At 66.5% G+C, this 17,458-nt stretch carries 13 protein-coding genes and 1 pseudogene; 7 read left to right on the top strand and 7 right to left on the bottom strand.

Going from position 1 to position 17,458, the window contains the following annotated elements; translation table 11 throughout:
* Positions 1–117 (top strand): annotated as a pseudogene (locus IE126_RS26365) (transposase); the annotation flags it as partial.
* Here IE126_RS26365 and IE126_RS07745 read toward each other — a convergent pair.
* The 4 genes from IE126_RS07745 to IE126_RS07760 all read right to left on the bottom strand — a co-directional run bounded on the left by IE126_RS07745 (position 83) and on the right by IE126_RS07760 (position 4,529).
* Entirely contained in the window at positions 83–1,060 is a 978-nt protein-coding gene (locus tag IE126_RS07745; protein WP_189380640.1) for an MFS transporter, read from the bottom strand. The pseudogene IE126_RS26365 and the gene IE126_RS07745 overlap by 35 nt on opposite strands.
* A 1-nt stretch (position 1,061) precedes the next feature.
* Positions 1,062–2,531, bottom strand: a complete 1,470-nt coding sequence (locus IE126_RS07750) for a carboxypeptidase M32 (protein ID WP_189380641.1) — start codon at positions 2,529–2,531, stop codon at positions 1,062–1,064.
* Complete coding sequence (ctaA, locus tag IE126_RS07755; RefSeq protein ID WP_189380642.1) at positions 2,531–3,685, bottom strand: heme A synthase; 1,155 nt, start codon at positions 3,683–3,685, stop codon at positions 2,531–2,533. Before ctaA ends, IE126_RS07750 begins: the two co-directional genes overlap by 1 nt.
* A 61-nt stretch (positions 3,686–3,746) precedes the next feature.
* Positions 3,747–4,529, bottom strand: coding sequence for an RNA methyltransferase (locus IE126_RS07760; RefSeq protein ID WP_108128536.1), 783 nt, complete (start codon positions 4,527–4,529; stop codon positions 3,747–3,749).
* Between the two features lie 67 nt (positions 4,530–4,596).
* Between IE126_RS07760 and IE126_RS07765 the strand changes: the two genes are divergently transcribed.
* From IE126_RS07765 to IE126_RS07785, 5 genes are all read left to right on the top strand, one after another.
* Complete coding sequence (locus tag IE126_RS07765) at positions 4,597–4,947, top strand: TfoX/Sxy family protein (RefSeq protein WP_189380643.1); 351 nt, start codon at positions 4,597–4,599, stop codon at positions 4,945–4,947.
* Between the two features lie 30 nt (positions 4,948–4,977).
* Complete coding sequence (locus IE126_RS07770; protein ID WP_108128534.1) at positions 4,978–5,598, top strand: thiamine phosphate synthase; 621 nt, start codon at positions 4,978–4,980, stop codon at positions 5,596–5,598.
* 154 nt (positions 5,599–5,752) lie between these two features.
* On the top strand, positions 5,753–9,187 hold the full coding sequence (locus tag IE126_RS07775) for a transglutaminase family protein (RefSeq protein WP_189380644.1): 3,435 nt from the start codon (positions 5,753–5,755) through the stop codon (positions 9,185–9,187).
* A gap of 32 nt (positions 9,188–9,219) precedes the next feature.
* Positions 9,220–11,586 (top strand): circularly permuted type 2 ATP-grasp protein, encoded by a 2,367-nt coding sequence (locus IE126_RS07780; RefSeq protein WP_189380645.1) that lies wholly within the window; start codon positions 9,220–9,222, stop codon positions 11,584–11,586.
* Between the two features lie 5 nt (positions 11,587–11,591).
* Positions 11,592–12,500 (top strand): transglutaminase family protein, encoded by a 909-nt coding sequence (locus IE126_RS07785; RefSeq protein ID WP_189380646.1) that lies wholly within the window; start codon positions 11,592–11,594, stop codon positions 12,498–12,500.
* A 74-nt stretch (positions 12,501–12,574) separates the two neighbouring features.
* Here the strand turns inward: IE126_RS07785 and clpB are convergent, their stop codons facing one another.
* Entirely contained in the window at positions 12,575–15,190 is a 2,616-nt protein-coding gene (gene clpB, locus IE126_RS07790) for an ATP-dependent chaperone ClpB (protein ID WP_108128530.1), read from the bottom strand.
* Positions 15,191–15,485: 295 nt separating this feature from the next.
* Here clpB and IE126_RS07795 point away from each other — a divergent pair, with 295 nt between their 5' ends.
* A complete protein-coding gene (locus IE126_RS07795) occupies positions 15,486–15,878 on the top strand; it encodes a hypothetical protein (RefSeq protein ID WP_054302544.1) in 393 nt (130 codons plus the stop codon).
* On the opposite strand, the gene IE126_RS07800 is transcribed toward IE126_RS07795, so the two are convergent.
* Positions 15,845–16,669: a TolB family protein gene (locus tag IE126_RS07800; protein WP_054302545.1), complete on the bottom strand. Its 825-nt coding sequence runs from the start codon at positions 16,667–16,669 to the stop codon at positions 15,845–15,847. The two genes, IE126_RS07795 and IE126_RS07800, sit on opposite strands and share 34 nt — an antisense overlap.
* The gene (locus IE126_RS07805; protein WP_054302546.1) at positions 16,666–17,439 is read right to left on the bottom strand and encodes a hypothetical protein; all 774 of its coding nucleotides are present in this window, start codon (positions 17,437–17,439) and stop codon (positions 16,666–16,668) included. The genes IE126_RS07800 and IE126_RS07805 overlap by 4 nt, the downstream gene beginning before the upstream one ends.
* Positions 17,440–17,458 lie beyond the last annotated feature (19 nt).

Consider the following 17,458-nt stretch of genomic DNA (forward strand, 5'->3'; position numbering starts at 1 on the left):
GGCTTCATCGTCACCAACCTGCCGATGGAGCCAGACTGGGTGGTGAGGTTCTACAACCAGCGCGGCACCGCAGAGCAGCACATCAAGGAAGGCAAATATGCCTTGAGGTCAGCCCGATCCCGGCCCCTTGCAGCAGGGCAAAGGCGAAGATCAGGCCAGGCGCGGCACCGGCCAGCCAGAGTGCAGCGGAGGCCAGCGCCATCGCCCCGAGCGAGGCAAGCGTCGCCATGCGGTTGCCAACCCGCGCCTCGTTCAGCATCAGGATCAGCCGCCCCGCCACCTGACTTGGCCCGATGCAGCTCGCGGCCAGAACCGCCATCGTTGCGGATGCGCCACGATCCGCAAAGATCACCAGCGCATAGGTGATCAGCATGCTGTGGCTCAGCATGCTCACGCCGAACAAAGCAGAGATCAGCCAGAACAGCGGGCGGCGTAGCGCCGCAGTCAGCAGGCCGGGGTCAGCGGCACCGCGGCGCGGAGTTCCCGCGCGCTCCAGCCGCCGGAGCCGCCGCACCGCCCAGAGGTTCACCGGGGTCGCCCCGACTGCGACCACCAGCGCCAGCGCCGCCAGCCCGCCCCGTCCGCCGAACTCTGCCCCCAGCCAGTGCCCCAGCGGAAAGGCGAGTGTCGATGCGAAGCCCGCGACCAGCGTGACGCGGGTGATGGCGATGCGGGCGCTTTCGCCAAGACGGCGGGTGATGAAGGCAAAGCAGGTGTCATAAAGGCTTCCTGCCTGCGCAAGCCCGACCACCGCCCAGCCGGCAAGCCACAAGGCGGGCGTACCTGCGAACCCGGCACCGGCCAGTCCCAGCGCACCCAGGATCGGCAGCAGGATCAGCATTTCGCCGCCCAGCCCCCGGTCCACCAGCCGCCCGGTGAACGGGGTCAGCGCCGCCGTCACCAGAAAGGCGAGCGTTGGCCCGGCGGCGAGCATATGCTTGCTCCAGCCCGTTGCGGCCAGCAGGTCGGGCAGCAGGGCGGCAAAGCCGTAGTAGAGGCCCGCATAAGTCAGGGTCTGGCCAAGCGCCAGCCCCCAGACCGCTGCCCCTTCACCGCGCATGTCAGAGCCCGTAAAGCGCACCAAACTTCGCGTCGAGGTAATCGAGCAGCGGCTCTTCCGAAGGCGCCTCGCCACAGGCCAGCGTGATCACCTCACGCGGCTCGTAAAGCCCGCCGTGGCGCTGCACATTCTCGCGCAGCCAGCCGGTCGCGGCCGAGGTATCGCCGCGCGCAAGCTGGTCGTCCAGCCCCGGCACCGCCTCGCGCAGCGCCAGATGCAGGCAACCGGCATAGACATTGCCCAGCGTATAGGTCGGGAAATAGCCGAACAGCCCGCAGGACCAGTGCACATCCTGCAAGAGCCCGTGCGACGGCCGGTCCACCGCCACGCCGAAATCCGCAGCGAAGCGGTCATTCCAGGCGGCTTCCAGATCCTCCACCGCCAGATCCCCCCGGATCAGCGCGCGTTCCAGATCGAAGCGCATCATCACATGCAGGTTGTAATGCACCTCATCCGCTTCGGTGCGGATGAAGCCCGGCTGCACGCGGTTCACGATACGGGCGAACTCCTCGGGACCGCTGACCCCGAAATCGCCGAAACGGTCCAGCATCTGCCGGAACATCCAGCCGGTGAAGGCGGGGCTGCGGCCGATCTGGTTTTCGTAGATCCGGCTCTGGCTTTCATGGACGCCCATCGACACGCCATTGCCCAGCGGCGTCAGCAGGTAATCCTGATCGATGCCCAGTTCATAACAGGCGTGGCCGACCTCGTGGATGGTGGAATAGAAGCAGTTGAACGGGTCCGTCTCCACCACCCGCGTGGTGATCCGCGCATCATTGCCGGAGCCCGAGCTGAACGGATGCACCGCCAGATCCAGCCGCCCGCGGGTGAAATCATAGCCGAAGGTCGTGGCCAGATCGCGGGCAAAGCGCAGTTGCGCCTGTTCGCCGAAGTGATGATCCAGTTTCGGCACCGGGGCGGCGGCCAGCACCGCCTCGCGCAGCCGCACCAGACGCGGGCGCATGCGGTCGAACATGCCGCCGATCACCGCCGCCGTGGCGCCGGGTTCGTAATCGTCCATCAGCGCGTCATAAAGATCGCCGTCGCCGGCCAGCGCCGCTGCCTCCTCGCGTTTCAGCGCGATGACCTCGGCCAGCGTCGGCAGGAAATCGGCCACCTTGTCGGCGGCGCGAGCCTCGGCCCAGATCCCTTGCGCGGTCGATGTGACGCGGGCCAGCCGCTGCGCCAGTGCTGCCGGGATCTTCGTTGCACGTTCATGGCTGCGACGGATCAGCCGCAGTTGTGCGGCGGCCACCGGATCGGCGGGGCGGGCATCTTCCAGCCATTCGGCGATGCGCGGATCGGTACGACGGGCGTGCAGCACGCCCTCGATTGCCGACATTTCCTCGCCACGCTGCTCCGAGGCGCCGCGCGGCATCATGGTTTCCTGATCCCAGCCCAGACGCCCGGCAATCTGGCCCAGCGCCTCGGTCTCGCGCTGGAAGGCCATCAGATCGTCATATGCACTCATCACTGGGTTCCTTTACGGATCGACCCGGCCACCGGGTACTGGCTGAAATAGCGGGCGCGAATGATCAGCACCCACAGGAGGATCGCACCGATCTGATGAGTGATCGCCACATGCAGATGCGCGGCGGTCAGGGCAGTGACGATGCCCAGCGTGACTTGCAGGACCATCACGCAGAGCACGGCAAGAAAGGCCGAGCGCGTGGAGCCATAGGCGGATTTGCGGCCCTTGAGGTAGGCGACAATCCCGAAGGCGAACAGCAGATACCCCGCCATGCGGTGATTGAACTGCACCAGACCCGGATTTTCAAAGAACGCCGCCCAAAGCGGACGCCCCGGTACGTAGAAGGCGTCAGCGGGGAAGAACTGGCCATTCATGTCGGGCCAGGTCGGGAAGGCGCGGCCCGCGTCGATGCCCGCGACCAACGCGCCCAGCAGGATTTGCAGGAAGGCGAAATGCATCAACCCGGTCGACAGGCCAAACAGACGCGCCTCCCGCCCGCGCCGGGCTTGCAGCAACTGCGCCTCGGTCCGGCCCAGCAGCAGCACATACCAGGCAATCAGGCCAAGGATAACAAAGGCGATGCCCAGATGCGTCGCCAGCCGGTAAGAGGCCACGTCGACCATCTCGCCCTGCAGGCCGGAGGACACCATCCACCAGCCGATCGCACCTTGCAGCCCGCCCAGCGCGCCAAGGCCCAGCAAGCGGCCTGTCCAGCCCGCCGGGATTTTGCGCGCGGCCAGAAAGCCCACGAAGCCCAGCGCCCAGACAAGGCCGATCACCCGGCCAAGCTGCCGATGCCCCCACTCCCACCAGAAGATCGTCTTGAACGCCGCAAGGTCCATGCCGCTGTTCTGGAGCTTGTATTCCGGGCTTTGCTGATACTTGGCGAATTCCTCGGCCCAGTCGGCATCGCTCAGCGGCGGGATGGCGCCATGGATCGGCTTCCATTCGGTGATCGACAGGCCGGAATCGGTCAGCCGGGTCAGCCCGCCGACGATGATCATTGCCGCGACCATCAGGAAGATCAGCACAAGCCACAGGCGGATCGCACCGCGCGCACCGCCATGGCCCCGGTCGATGAGACCGGGTTGCGGCGCCGGGGCGGCCCTTGTGTCGCTGCCGACCTCCTCGAAAATGCTGCGTTTCTGCGCCATGCCGGGCCTCCTTCACTTGCGGCGGAGACTAGGCCCGTGCCGGGGGATCGGCAAGACCCGCTCAATCCCCGCCGTTGCCGTCGTCATCCCTGCCTGTGGCGCCGGGGTCATACTTGCTTTGCCCAAGCTTGAAGGCGATCTGGCGCAGCATGCCGTGGAAGGTGCGCACCTCGGCCGAGGTCAGCGGCAGCCGCGACCACAGGTTGCGCAGCGAGACTTTCATCCCCGGCGCCTTGGCCGCCGGGAAGAAGAAGCCCGCCGCCTCCAGCCGGTCCTCGAAGTGATTGGCCAGCGCCTCGATCTCTTGCTGGCCTGCAAATTCCGTGCGCGCGAAATTCATCACCTCGGGCGCGGTCTCCTGCGTCTGCCGCGCCCATTCATAACCCATCAGCAGCACGCATTGCCCGAGGTTGAGCGAGGGAAACTCGGGGTTCACCGGCACGGTGACGATGGCATTGGCCAAAACGACATCCTCGTTTTCCAGCCCGGCGCGTTCGGGGCCAAACAGGATGCCGACACGCTTGCCCTCGGCGCTGAGCGCGCGGGCATATTCCATCGCGCGTTCCGGGGTCATCACGGGCTTCGTCAGCTCGCGCCCGCGCGCCGTGGTGGCGAAGACGAAATCGCAATCGGCGATTGCGGCGGGCAGGTCGGCGAACAGCCCCGCACTGTCCAGCACCCGCCCCGCCCCGCTGGCCATGGCAACGGCCTTCGGATTCGGCCAGCCGTCGCGTGGCCCGACAATGCGCATCCGCGTCAGCCCGAAGTTCAGCATCGCCCGCGCTGCCGCGCCGATGTTCTCGCCCATCTGGGGCCGCACGAGGATGAGGACGGGATCTGTCATGCGTTTCCTCTGGATTTGTCGCGGCGTCCGTCTACGCTCAAACCCCCGGCAAAACAAGGAGAGCGCCATGGCCTATGACGAGGGACTGGCGCAAATGCTGCGCGATGATCTGGCGGACCACCCCTTCCGCGAACAGAAGATGTTCGGCGGCATTGCCTTCATGCTTGCCGGGAACATGGTCTGCGGCGCCTACAGCGGCGGTGCGATGTTCCGCGTGGGCAAGGATCGGATGGCCGCCGCGCTGGCCCTGCCCGGCGTCGCGCAGATGATGATGGGCGGACGCCCCATGTCGGTCATGGCGGAATGCAGCCCGGAAACAGCGGCCGATGATGGTTTGCGCGGGGCGCTGATGCGGCTTGCACTGGATTGCGTGGCAGAGCTGCCGCCGAAAGTAGCCAAAGCCCGGAAAACGCGCTAAACGGCGCGAATCCCGCAACAGGAGGCCCCGATGGCCGAAGCCGACCGCCCGCAACTTTACCTTGTCACCCCGCCCGAGTTTGACCTCGACATTTTCCCCGACCGGCTGGCCGCCGTGCTGGACGCCGAGGAAGTGGCCTGCGTGCGTCTTGCGCTCGCCTCGCGCGACGAGGACCGGGTGGCGCGGGCCGCCGATGCGCTGCGCGAAGTGGCCCATGCCCGCGATGTGGCGCTGGTGATCGAGAACCATGTGCTGCTGGTCGAACGGCTGGGCCTCGACGGGGTGCACCTGACCGACGGGTCACGCAATGTGCGGAAACTGCGCAAGGATCTGGGCGACGATGCCATCATCGGCGCCTTCTGCGGCACCACCCGGCACGAGGGCATCAGCGCGGCCGAGGCAGGCGCTGATTACGTCAGCTTCGGCCCGGTGGGCGAAACGCCGCTGGGCGATGGCAGCCGCGCGGACCTCGACCTGTTCCAGTGGTGGTCCGAGATGATCGAGGTGCCGGTGGTGGCGGAAGGCGCGCTGACCGCCGAACTGGTGGCGCAATTCGGTCCTGTCACCGATTTCTTCGGCGTGGGCGAGGAAATCTGGAAGGCCCCGGATGCGGCGGCAGCGCTGAAGGCACTGCTGGCCCCGCTGGGCTGACCTGCCCAAAATTCAGGCATGACGTCAGGCGCCGCCCAACAAGGCGGCGCTTTTGCGTGACATTGCCGCCAAAGCTTGCAGGATAGGCCCAGCCCCTCGCCCCCGGATGGCGCCGCGTTAGGTTGGGGGCAAACGCGACGAACGGGGGCTTTTCATGGCGATTCATGCCAGCATTCACCATCTGACCCATTACAAATACGACCGCCCGGTCACGCTGGGCCCGCAGATCATCCGCCTGCGCCCCGCGCCGCAGTCGCGCACCAAGGTGCTGTCGCATAGTCTCAAGGTGTCGCCCGGCGGGCATTTCGTGAACCACCAGCAAGACCCCTACGGCAACTGGCTTGCACGCTTCGTCTTTCCCGAGCCGGTGACCGAGTTCCGCATCGAGGTCGATCTGGTGGCCGACATGTCGGTCTACAATCCCTTCGATTTCTTCGTGGAGGACAGTGCCGAGTTCTGGCCCTTCGAATACCCGCGCGATCTGGCCGAGGATCTGGTGATCTACCGCACACCCGAACCCGCAGGCCCATTGCTGGAAGCGTTTCTGGCGACGGTTCCGCGGGACAGGGCGCGCACCACCGATTTTCTGGTGGCGCTGAACGCGCAGGTGAACGGTGTCGTCAACTACACCATCCGCATGGAGCCGGGCGTGCAGACGCCCGAGGAAACGCTCCATGCCACATCCGGCTCCTGCCGCGATTCAAGCTGGCTGCTGGTGCAGGCCCTGCGCCATCTGGGCTTTGCCGCGCGTTTCGTGTCGGGCTATCTGATCCAGCTGGCGCCGGATGTGAAATCGCTGGACGGCCCGTCGGGCACCGAGGTCGATTTCACCGATTTGCATGCCTGGGTGGAGGTCTATATCCCCGGCGCGGGCTGGATCGGGCTGGACCCGACGAGCGGTCTTCTGACCGGCGAAAGCCATATCCCGCTGGCCGCGACCCCGCACTACCGCAATGCCGCGCCGATCTCGGGCGGCTTCTCGGCTTTGGGCACGCCCGAGGTGAGTTTCGACTTCGATATGCAGGTGCGGCGCGTGGCCGAGCATCCGCGCATCACCAAGCCCTTCAGCGACGAGGCATGGGACCGGCTGAACGAGCTTGGCCGCAAGGTCGATGCGGCGCTGGCCGAGGGGGACGTGCGGCTGACGATGGGGGGAGAACCGACCTTCGTCTCGATCGACGATTTCGAATCGGCCGAATGGAACACCGCTGCCGTCGGTCCGACCAAACGCGACCGTGCAGATACGCTGATCCGCCGTCTGCGCAACCGGTTCGCCCCCGGCGGTTTCCTGCATTACGGACAAGGCAAATGGTATCCCGGCGAAAGCCTGCCGCGCTGGACCTTCTCGCTTTACTGGCGGCGCGACGGCAAGCCCGTTTGGCAAAACCCCGATCTGGTGGCCCGCGAGGCGCAGGATTACCGCGTCGGCGCCGATGAGGCCGGGCGCTTCATGGAAGGCTTCGCCGAAAAGCTGGGGATTTCCCCCGAACACGCGCAGCCGGCCTATGAAGATCCGGCGGAATGGATTCTGAAAGAAGCCAATCTGCCGTCGAATGTGAGCCCGGAAAACAGCAAGCTGAAGGATGCCGAGGAACGCTCGCGTTTCGCGCGGGTCTTTTCGCGCGGGTTGACCGAGCCGTCGGGCTTTGTGCTGCCGCTTCAGCGCTGGCAGGCGCAGGCGCAAGGCCCGCGCTGGCGGTCGGAAATGTGGAAGCCCCGGCGCGGGCATCTGTTTCTGATCCCCGGCGACAGCCCGGTGGGCTATCGCCTGCCGCTGGCGGGGCTGCCCTATATCCCGCCAGCACAATATCCCTACAGCTATCCGGCCGATACCTCGATCCCGCTGGCGCCCCTGCCCGATTTCCATGCGACACTTGCCGCGCGGCGCGCCGAGGTGCAGGCCGAGATTGACAGGCTCGCGGCGGAAGAGGCCGAGATGGCCGCGACCCTGCCCCCGGTTTCTGACGGGCATCAACAACCGGGCGCGGTGAAGCCGGCAGAGCCGCGTCGCCAGCGCATCGCACTGCAAGGAGGCGTCGACCCGGCGCAAGGCTGGGTACGCACCGCCATCGCCATCGAGCCGCGCGACGGGCGGCTGTGTCTGTTCATGCCTCCCTGCGAGACGCTGGAGGATTACCTCGAACTGCTGGCCACCGCCGAGGCGACGGCGGCCGACCTGAACCTGCCGGTTCATATCGAAGGCTATGCCCCGCCGCATGATCCGCGTCTGAACGTGATCCGCGTCGCCCCCGACCCCGGCGTGATCGAAGTGAACATCCATCCTGCCCACAGCTGGGAGGATTGCGTCGCCACCACCGAGGCGATCTATGAGGAAGCCCGGCAAAGCCGCCTTGGCGCCGACAAGTTCATGATCGACGGACGCCATACCGGCACCGGCGGTGGCAACCATGTGGTTGTCGGCGGCGCGACGATGGACGACAGCCCCTTCCTGCGCCGCCCCGACCTGCTTAAATCGCTGATCCTGATCTGGCAGCGCCACCCGTCGCTGAGCTATCTGTTCTCGGGCCTCTTCATCGGCCCGACCAGCCAGGCGCCGCGCATCGACGAAGCCCGGCACGACAGCCTGTATGAACTGGAAATCGCGCTGAGCCAGATTGGCGATCCGGTTGCGGGCGGGCCGCTGCCGCCGCCCTGGCTGGTGGACCGGCTGCTGCGCAACATCCTGATCGACGTGACCGGCAACACCCACCGGGCGGAAATCTGTATCGACAAGCTCTATTCCCCCGACGGCCCGACCGGGCGGCTGGGGTTGGTGGAATTCCGCGGCTTTGAAATGCCGCCTCATCCGCGCATGAACCTTGCTCAGCAACTTTTGATCCGCGCCATAATCGCGCGCTGCTGGAAAGCGCCGGTCAAAGGCAAGCCGGTGCGCTGGGGCACCGTGCTGCATGACCGCTTCATGCTGCCGCATTTCATCTGGCAGGATTTTCTCAGCCTGCTGGATGATCTGGCGGAACATGGCTTCAAGCTTGATCCCGTGTGGTATCAGGCGCAGGCCGAGTTCCGCTTCCCCTTCTGCGGGCAGGTCGAGGTCGCCAGCGACTTCGGCGCGGTGCATCTGGAATTGCGGCAGGCGCTGGAGCCGTGGCATGTTCTGGGCGAGACCGGCGCCATCGGCGGCACGGTACGCTATACCGACAGTTCGGTCGAACGCTTGCAGGTGAAGATGACGACGCTGACGCAAGACCGCTTCCGCGTGATGTGCAACGGCCGTCCCGTGCCGCTGGCCCGCACCGGCACCAGCGGCGAAAGCGTGGGCGGCGTGCGCTTCAAGGCCTGGCAACCGGCAGCGGCCCTGCACCCGGTGCTGCCGGTGAACGCGCCGCTGACCTTCGACCTCTATGACGACTGGACGGGCCGCGCCGTGGGTGGCTGCGTCTATCACGTCGCGCATCCGGGCGGACGGAACTACGATACCTTCCCGGTCAATGGGTATGAGGCCGAGGCCCGCCGTCTGGCGCGGTTCGAGGCGCATGGCCATGCGCCGGGCGCCTATACCCCTGCAACCGAACAGCCGCATCCCGAGTTTCCGATGACGCTGGACCTGCGGCGCGGGCCTTGGGTGTAATCTGACCCTGTGCAGAATGTGAGAGTGCGACCTTGGCTGACCTGCCTCCCCCGACCGACCTGACAGGTGGCTACGCACCGCTGCCCGGCGCTGCGGACGAATTGTTTGCAGCGGATGGCAGCCCGCGCCCGGTCTGGGCGCCGCTTCTCGACTGGCTGGGCGCCCGCCCGGCCGAGGAAATCGCGGAACGCACAGCGCGCGGGGATCAGTATCTGCGCGATGCCGGGGTCTATTTCCGGCTTTACGCCAATGATCCGGGGCAGGAACGGGAATGGCCGCTGAGCCATCTTCCGGTGCTGCTGTCCGAAACCGACTGGGGGCAGCTCTGCACCGGGCTGACACAGCGCGCCGAACTGCTTGAGGCCGTGATGGCCGATCTTTACGGCCCCGGCAGGCTGGTGCGGGACGGCCACCTGCCCGCCGATCTGGTGGCGCGCAATCCGCACTGGCTGCGCCCTCTGGTGGGCATTCCGCCCCGCTCGGGCCATTTCCTGCACCATCTGGCCTTCGAGATCGGACGCTCCCCCGACGGGTCGTTCTTCGTGCTGGGCGACCGGACGCAGGCGCCCTCGGGCGCCGGGTTCGCCCTGGAAAACCGCATGGCCACCACGCGGATGTTTTCCGATTTCGTGCCGCGCAGCCATGTGCTGCGACTGGCCGGCTTCTTCCGCGCCTTCCGCGCTGCGCTGGAGGCACAGGCCGGCCCCGGCCGCCGCGCCGCGATTCTCAGCCCCGGCCCCAGCAACGACACCTATTACGAACATACCTACATCGCCCGCTACCTCGGCCTCATGCTGCTGGAAGGTGAGGATCTGATTGTGCGCGACGGTCAGGCCATGGTGCGCACCGTCACCGGGCTGGAGCCGGTGGGCGCGCTCTGGCGACGGATCGACAGCGAATTTGCCGATCCGCTGGAGCTGAACGAAAGCTCGCAGATCGGTACTCCGGGCATGATCGAGGCGCTGCGGGCAGGCGGGCTCGGGCTGGTGAATGCGCTGGGATCCGGCGTGCTGGAGGTGCGGGCCATGATGGCCTTCCTGCCCCGTATCAGCGAGGTGCTGACCGGCGCACCGCTCAGCCTGCCGAATATTGCGACATGGTGGTGCGGCCAGCCGGCCGAGCGGGATTTCGTGCTGGAAAACGCGGCGCGGCTGATGATCGGCCCGGCGCTGGATGCCGCTCTCCCCTTCGCAACCGGGGCGGAAACCGCTCTGGGCCCGGCGGAGACCGAGGCGCTGGCCGAGCGGCTGGCACGCGAGGGCGCCGATCTGGTCGGGCAGGAGGCGGTGACACTTTCGACAACCCCGGCCCTGCACGAAGGCCGCCTCGTGCCCCGGCCAATGACGCTGCGGGTCTTTGCCGCCCGCACACCCGATGGCTGGACCTTCATGCCTGGCGGCTATGCCCGGATCGGCAAGACCGCCGATACCAAGGCGCTGGCCATGCAGGCGGGGGGATCGGTCGCAGATGTCTGGGTGGTGGCGGATGCGCCCGTGCCCGATGACACGCTGGTCCCGCCTGAAATCGTGCCGCGCGCCACGGCGGGTGCCCTGCCTTCGCGCGCGGCGGAAAACCTTTACTGGCTGGGCCGCTATGTCGAGCGGGCCGAGGGTGCGATCCGCCTTATCCGCGCCTATCACCTGCGGCTGGCCGAAACCACCGATCCTGCCGACCCCCGGCTGCAACTGCTGGAAGGTTATCTTGCGGGTCTGGGCCTTGGCCTTGATCAGCCGGTTCCGGAGGCGCTGCCCGGCCTGATCGGCACCGCCCGCGACAGCGCCGCCAAGGTGCGCGACCGTTTCTCGCCCGATGCCTGGTCGGCGCTGAACGATCTGTTCAAATCCGCGGGCCGGCTGACCCGCAAGGTCGGCCCCGGCGCCGATGCGGCGCATGCGATGACGGTTCTGCTGCGCAAAATCTCGGGCTTTTCCGGCCTGGTGCATGAAAACATGTATCACTTCATGGGCTGGCGCTTCCTGTCGCTGGGCCGGGCGCAGGAACGCGCCGATGCCATGCTCATGCTGCTGACCACCTTCGCTGATCCCGCGGCCGCCCCCGGCGCGCTGGAAATCGCCATCGAGGTCGGCGACAGCGTGATGACCCACCAGCGGCGCTATCGCTTCGGCCCGGCGCACGGCACGGTGCTGGATCTGCTGATGCTGGATGATAACAACCCCCGCGCCGTGCTGTCGCAGGTGGTGCAGATGCGCCAGCATGTTTCTCAGCTGCCGCATGACCCGACCGAGGATCGCGGCTCGGCCCTCGACCGCGCGCTGCTGATGCTTGACACCGATTTGCGGGTGGCCCAGCCGGAAACCTTGACGACCGAAACCCTGATCGCCCTGCGCGGACGGCTTTACGAGGTCTCCGACCTTCTGACCGCGCGTTATCTGCGGTGATGCAAATGCGTTATGCCATCCGCCTTGTCATCGACTATGACTATCCCGGCGCCTCGGACCATGTGCGCAACATCTTGCGCCTGATGCCCGGCAACGGCCCGGATCAGCAGGTTCTGACCAGCGCGCTGACAATCACCCCCCCGCCTGATGAACGGCGCGACGGGATAGATTTCTTCGGCAATGCCACCACGGCAGTCGCTTGGCACGACCCCGTCGCCACCTGCCGGTTCGACCTGACAGCAGAAGTGGAGCGCGGAGTGCCCGCCCCGCTGGCCGACACCTCACCCTCGCCGGCCGCGCTGGCGGCGGACCTCGCGGCACTGGCCGATATCGGCCCCGCCGCACCGCATCACTTCCGCGCGCCCTCGCCCCGCATCCCGCCCGATGCGGCGGCGGTCGATTTCGCCCGCGCGCATCTGCGCGAGACCACGCTGGCCACGGTTGTCGCCCTTGGCGAGGCCCTGCATGCCGAAATGCGCTTTGATGCGGGCGCGACCGATGCCAATACCGCCCCCGCCCTGGCCTTCGCCAACCGGCATGGCGTCTGTCAGGATTTCGCGCAGGTAATGATCGGCGCGCTGCGCGGGATCGGTATTCCCGCCGCCTATATCTCGGGCTTCCTGCGCACCGATCCGCCGCCGGGTCAGCCGCGCCTGCAAGGGGTGGATGCCATGCACGCCTGGGTGCGGGCCTGGTGCGGTGCGGCGATGGGCTGGGTCGAATATGACCCGACCAATGCCAAACATCCCGGTGACGATTACATCACCGTCGCTGTAGGCCGCGACTATGCCGATGTCGCGCCGGTTCTGGGCGCCATCCGTACCGCAGGCGGGCAGGACAGCCGGCACGCGGTGGATGTGGTCCCGCTTGACACCCCCGCGTGCCCGCCCGGTCAGCAGGAGGGGGCGACCTAGACCGGCCCGCCCTGCCGGGAGCGGCATCCGCCGGGTCGCCCTTATGGAAAAGGGGGCCCGGAGGCCCCCTTTCATCAATGCACCCGCACTTCGGCAGGTTTCTCGCGCCGCGAAGCGATGACCCTTTCGCCAAGGATCAGCCCCTCCGGCCCTGCCGTCGCGCTGACGGTCGAGCCGTCCAGCACCTCGCCCGCCAAGATCATCTCGGCCAGCGGATCTTGCAGGTTGCGCTGGATCACCCGCTTCAGCGGCCGGGCGCCGAACACCGGATCGTAACCCTCGTCCGCCAGCCAGGCTTTCGCATCCGCGTCCAGCTCCAGCGCGATCTTGCGCTGCGCCAGCCGTTTTTCCAGACGCCGGAGCTGGATCTCGACGATGCCGCCCATATCCGCCCGGTTCAGCCGGTCGAAGATGATCTGCTCGTCCAGACGGTTGAGGAATTCGGGCCGGAAATGCGCCCGGACCGCCTCTTCCACCTGCCGCCGCGCCTCGGTCGGGTCGGCGCCTTCCGGCAGTTCGCTGAGAGAGCGCGCCCCGAGGTTCGAGGTCAGGATGATCAGCGTCTGCTTGAAGTCCACCGTCCGGCCCTGCCCGTCGGTCAGGATGCCGTCATCCAGCACCTGCAACAGCACGTTGAACACGTCGGGGTGGGCTTTCTCCACCTCGTCGAACAGCACCACCTGATAGGGCCGGCGCCGCACCGCCTCGGTCAGCACCCCGCCCTCGTCATAGCCGACATAGCCGGGCGGCGCGCCGATCAGCCGCGCGACGGAGTGTTTCTCCATGAATTCGCTCATGTCGATCCGCACCATCGCGTTTTCATCGTCGAACAGATATTCGGCGACGGCCTTGGTCAGTTCGGTCTTGCCCACCCCGGTCGGACCGAGGAACAGGAAGCTGCCGAGCGGGCGGTTTTCGTCATTCAGACCCGCGCGTGCGCGACGCACCGCATTGGATACCGCGATCACCGCCTGTTTCTGGCCGATCACGCGCTTGCCAAGCTCTTCTTCCATGCGCAGCAGCTTTTCGCGTTCGCCCTCCAGCATCTTGGAGGTCGGGATGCCGGTCCAGCGTTCCACCACTTCGGCGATCTGTTCGGGGCGCACGGCCTCGCTGACAAGCGCCTCGCCCTCGCGGGCTTCGGCCTCGGCCAGTTTCTTCTCCAGCCCCGGAATGATGCCGTAGGACAACTCACCCGCGCGGCCCAGATTGCCTTCGCGTTTCGCCTGATCCAGTTCGGCCCGCGCGCGGTCAAGCTGTTCCTTCAACTCGCGCGAGGCTTCCAGCTTGTCGCGTTCTGCCTGCCATTTGGCGGTCAGCCCGGCCGATTTCTCTTGCAGGTCGGCAAGCTCCATCTCCAGCTTTTCCAGCCGGTCCTTCGACGCCGCGTCATCCTCTTTCTTCAGCGCCTCGGCCTCGATCTGAAGTTGCAGGATCTGACGATCGAGCTGGTCCAGTTCCTCGGGCTTGCTGTCCACTTCCATGCGCAGACGGCTTGCCGCCTCGTCCACAAGGTCGATGGCCTTGTCGGGCAGGAAACGGTCGGTGATGTAGCGATGGCTGAGGGTCGCCGCCGCCACGAGGGCCGAGTCGCTGATCCGCACGCCGTGGTGCAGTTCATACTTCTCCTTGATGCCGCGCAGGATCGAGATGGTGTCTTCCACCGTCGGCTCCTCGACCATGACAGGCTGGAAGCGCCGGGCAAGCGCCGGATCTTTCTCGACATATTTGCGGTATTCATCCAGCGTGGTTGCGCCGATGCAGTGCAATTCACCCCGCGCCAACGCGGGTTTGATCAGGTTCGCCGCATCCATCGCACCGTCCGATTTGCCCGCGCCGACCAGCGTGTGCATCTCGTCGATGAACAGGATTACCTCGCCTGCGGCCGCCTCGATCTCCTTGAGGATGGCTTTCAGGCGCTCCTCGAACTCGCCGCGATATTTCGCCCCGGCGATCAGCGCGCCCATATCCAGCGCCATCAGCTTCTTGTTGCGCAGGGATTCCGGCACGTCGCCATCGACGATGCGCAGCGCGAGGCCCTCGGCAATCGCAGTTTTACCCACGCCCGGCTCCCCGATCAGCACCGGGTTGTTCTTGGTGCGGCGCGACAGAACCTGCATGGCGCGGCGGATTTCCTCGTCGCGGCCGATGATCGGGTCGATCTTGCCCTCGGCAGCGGCCTCGGTCAGGTCGCGCGCATATTTCTTCAGCGCTTCCATCGTATCCTCGGACGAGGCGCTGTCGGCAGTGCGGCCCTTGCGGATGTCGTTGATCGCGGCGTTGAGGTTCTGAGCCGTAACGGCGCCCGCCGTCAGCGCATCCTTGGCGCGGGTATTCACCAGCGCCAGCGCGGTCAGAATCCGCTCCACCGGCACGAAGGCATCGCCCGCCTTTTTGGCGACCTGTTCAGCCTCGTCCAGCACACGCACCAGCGAGGGGTCGATATAGGTCTGGCCCTCGCCGCCCGAAACCTTGGGCTGCTTGGCGATAGTGGCATTGACCGCCTCGTTCACCCGTTCGGGCGCGCCACCGGCGCGGCGGATCAGGTTGGAGGCAAGACCCTGTTCATCATCCATCAGAGCCTTGAGCAGATGCTCAGGCAGTACACGCTGATGGCTTTCGCGCATTGCAATCGTCTGGGCCGCTTGCAGGAAACCGCGCGACCGTTCCGTGAACTTTTCCATGTTCATCGGCAATTCTCCTTTCAAAAGCGCCGCTTGCGAACACCCTCGGAAGGCATGTCCACGCCGGCCTCAGGCATCAGATGGGCACATGCGCCGCGCTGCGCAAGACGGCTGCGGCCTTCCGGCGCAAAGATTTCCGCAAGCGGGATTCCGCAGGCCCGGCGCAATGGTCATTTCCTTGCCGATGCGCGCGGCAGGTTCCGGCGACATCCGGCGCACAGCCGCCGCGTGCATGCCGCAGCACCTTGCAGAGCCCTGTGCTTCACCGCGATGCTGCCCGCCGCAACCAGAGAAGAGCCCCATGTCGAGCATCACGCGCCCCATCCCGATCCTGCACAAGACCCGCGTGCATGGCCTGGCCCTTCATGTCGGACGCAGTGGCCTGTGCCTGAACGACACCGTGCATCTGCACCCGGCCGACGACGGGCGGCTGATGGTCACCGCCTCGGTGCGGCGGCACATACTGGGGCTGATCCCGCATCGGCGGCAGGTGACGCTGGGCCATCTGGGTCCGCGCGCGGCGACCACGCTGGCACCCTGGCTGGCGGCACCCGACGGTCTGCGGCTGCGCATCGTGGGCCTGACCCCCGAGCATCTGGCCGGGCCGGAGGGGGCGGAGGTGCATGTCTCGGTCTGGGGCGAGCCGCTGCCGCCCCCGGCCTATGTTCCGGCCCCGCCGCTTGCAGGTGCGTAGCGCATAAAGGCGAAGGCGTGGCCATCCGGCGCCCAGCATGGCACGTTGAGACTGCCCTGCCCGCCGAACAGATCGACCAGCCGCCGCCGGTCGCTGCCATCGGGGCGCATGATCCACAGCGAAACGTCAAGGTCGCGCGGGTGCCCCCCGGTCCCCGGTGGATAGGACAGATAGACCACATGCCGCCCGCAGGGCGAAGGGTGCGGGAACCAGTTCACCCGGTCATCGCGGAACACCGGCACGGCATCACGCCCGTCAGCCGCCATCCGCCAGATCTGCGCATGGCCCGTGGCGGTGGAATTGAACCAGATATGGCGCCCGCAGGCGGAATAATCCGGCCCGTCCTGCGTGCCGGGGCCTTCGGTCAGTACACGCTCTGTACCGCTGTCCAGATCGGTTTCCGCGATACGCAACACCCGGTCGCCCCGCGCCACCGCGCAGGCGACACGGCGCGCATGGGCCCCGTGCCACCACGAAGGGCGCCGCTCCACAATCTGTTGCACCCCGCCCCCGGACAGCCGGTAGATACCCGGTCCTTCGTCTGTATGCGCCGTAAAGACGATGCTGCCATCAGGCAGAAAGCCGTGGTCATTGTTGCAGCGCAGCCCCCCGGGCGTGACGATCTGCTCCAGCCCGGTGGCGGAAGCCCGCCACAATCCGCCGTCGCCATTGACCAGGAACCAGCCCTCCGGGTGCCAGTTCGGGGCCTCGATCAGCCTGTCGCTGCGCAGGATCACCCGGCAATCGCCGGTCTGCGGATCGCAGACCTCCAGCGACGACCGCCAGGTCATTCGCGGGTCTTGGGGGTCAGCAGCTTCGCCGGGCGCAACGCCTCGGCCGCCTTGAACAGGCCAAAGGTCTGATTGACGTAGTTCACCGCGCCGCCGATCTGTTCCATGTATTTCTGCAATTCCGGCGTACGCTCAGCTTCAACCACCTGCACCGGGCGGTCGGGGCCATTGCCCTCGAACTGCACATAGAACAGCGGCTCACCGCGCTTGAGGATGATGTCCTTCTGCGGCTCGTGCCATTCGAAAGCCCACATCAGCGGGCGCGGCCAGATGTTCAGCGGGAAGCGCCCGCCGAAGATCGTGCCCGGCAGCGGATCGCGGCGGTAATGCATGAAGGCTGAAAGCTGCGTCACATAGACCAGCTCGTCGGCAATGAAGCAGTAGGGCAGGATCATCTGGATCGTCGGACGGTCGGGGTAGCGCCATTCCGCCTCGTTCACCAGGGTCAGCACTTCGTTCAGCTTGCTGGGCCGGATGGGCGAGGCCGTGCCCGCACGGTTGATCAGATGCGGCTTGCCTTTCTCATCGCGACCAAAGCCCAGTTGCATGTCGAAAGGGCATTTCACCATGAAATAGCGGCTTTCCAGCTGGATCACGCCGGGGCAGCGGCTGGCCGATTTGGCATGCGTGCGGTTGGTCTGGCGAAAGCTGACACGTTCGGGCGGATCGTAAAGCACCGCGCCCTTGTCGCTGGTCAGGAACCAGCCCACGGTGATCGGGCCGGAACCCGGCCCTTCTTCGGGGCGGTCGAAGGTCATGTTGATCTGCATGGCGTGCCTCGTCTCGGGT

The organism is Gemmobacter nanjingensis (assembly GCF_014652195.1).
Lineage (GTDB): Bacteria > Pseudomonadota > Alphaproteobacteria > Rhodobacterales > Rhodobacteraceae > Gemmobacter > Gemmobacter caeni.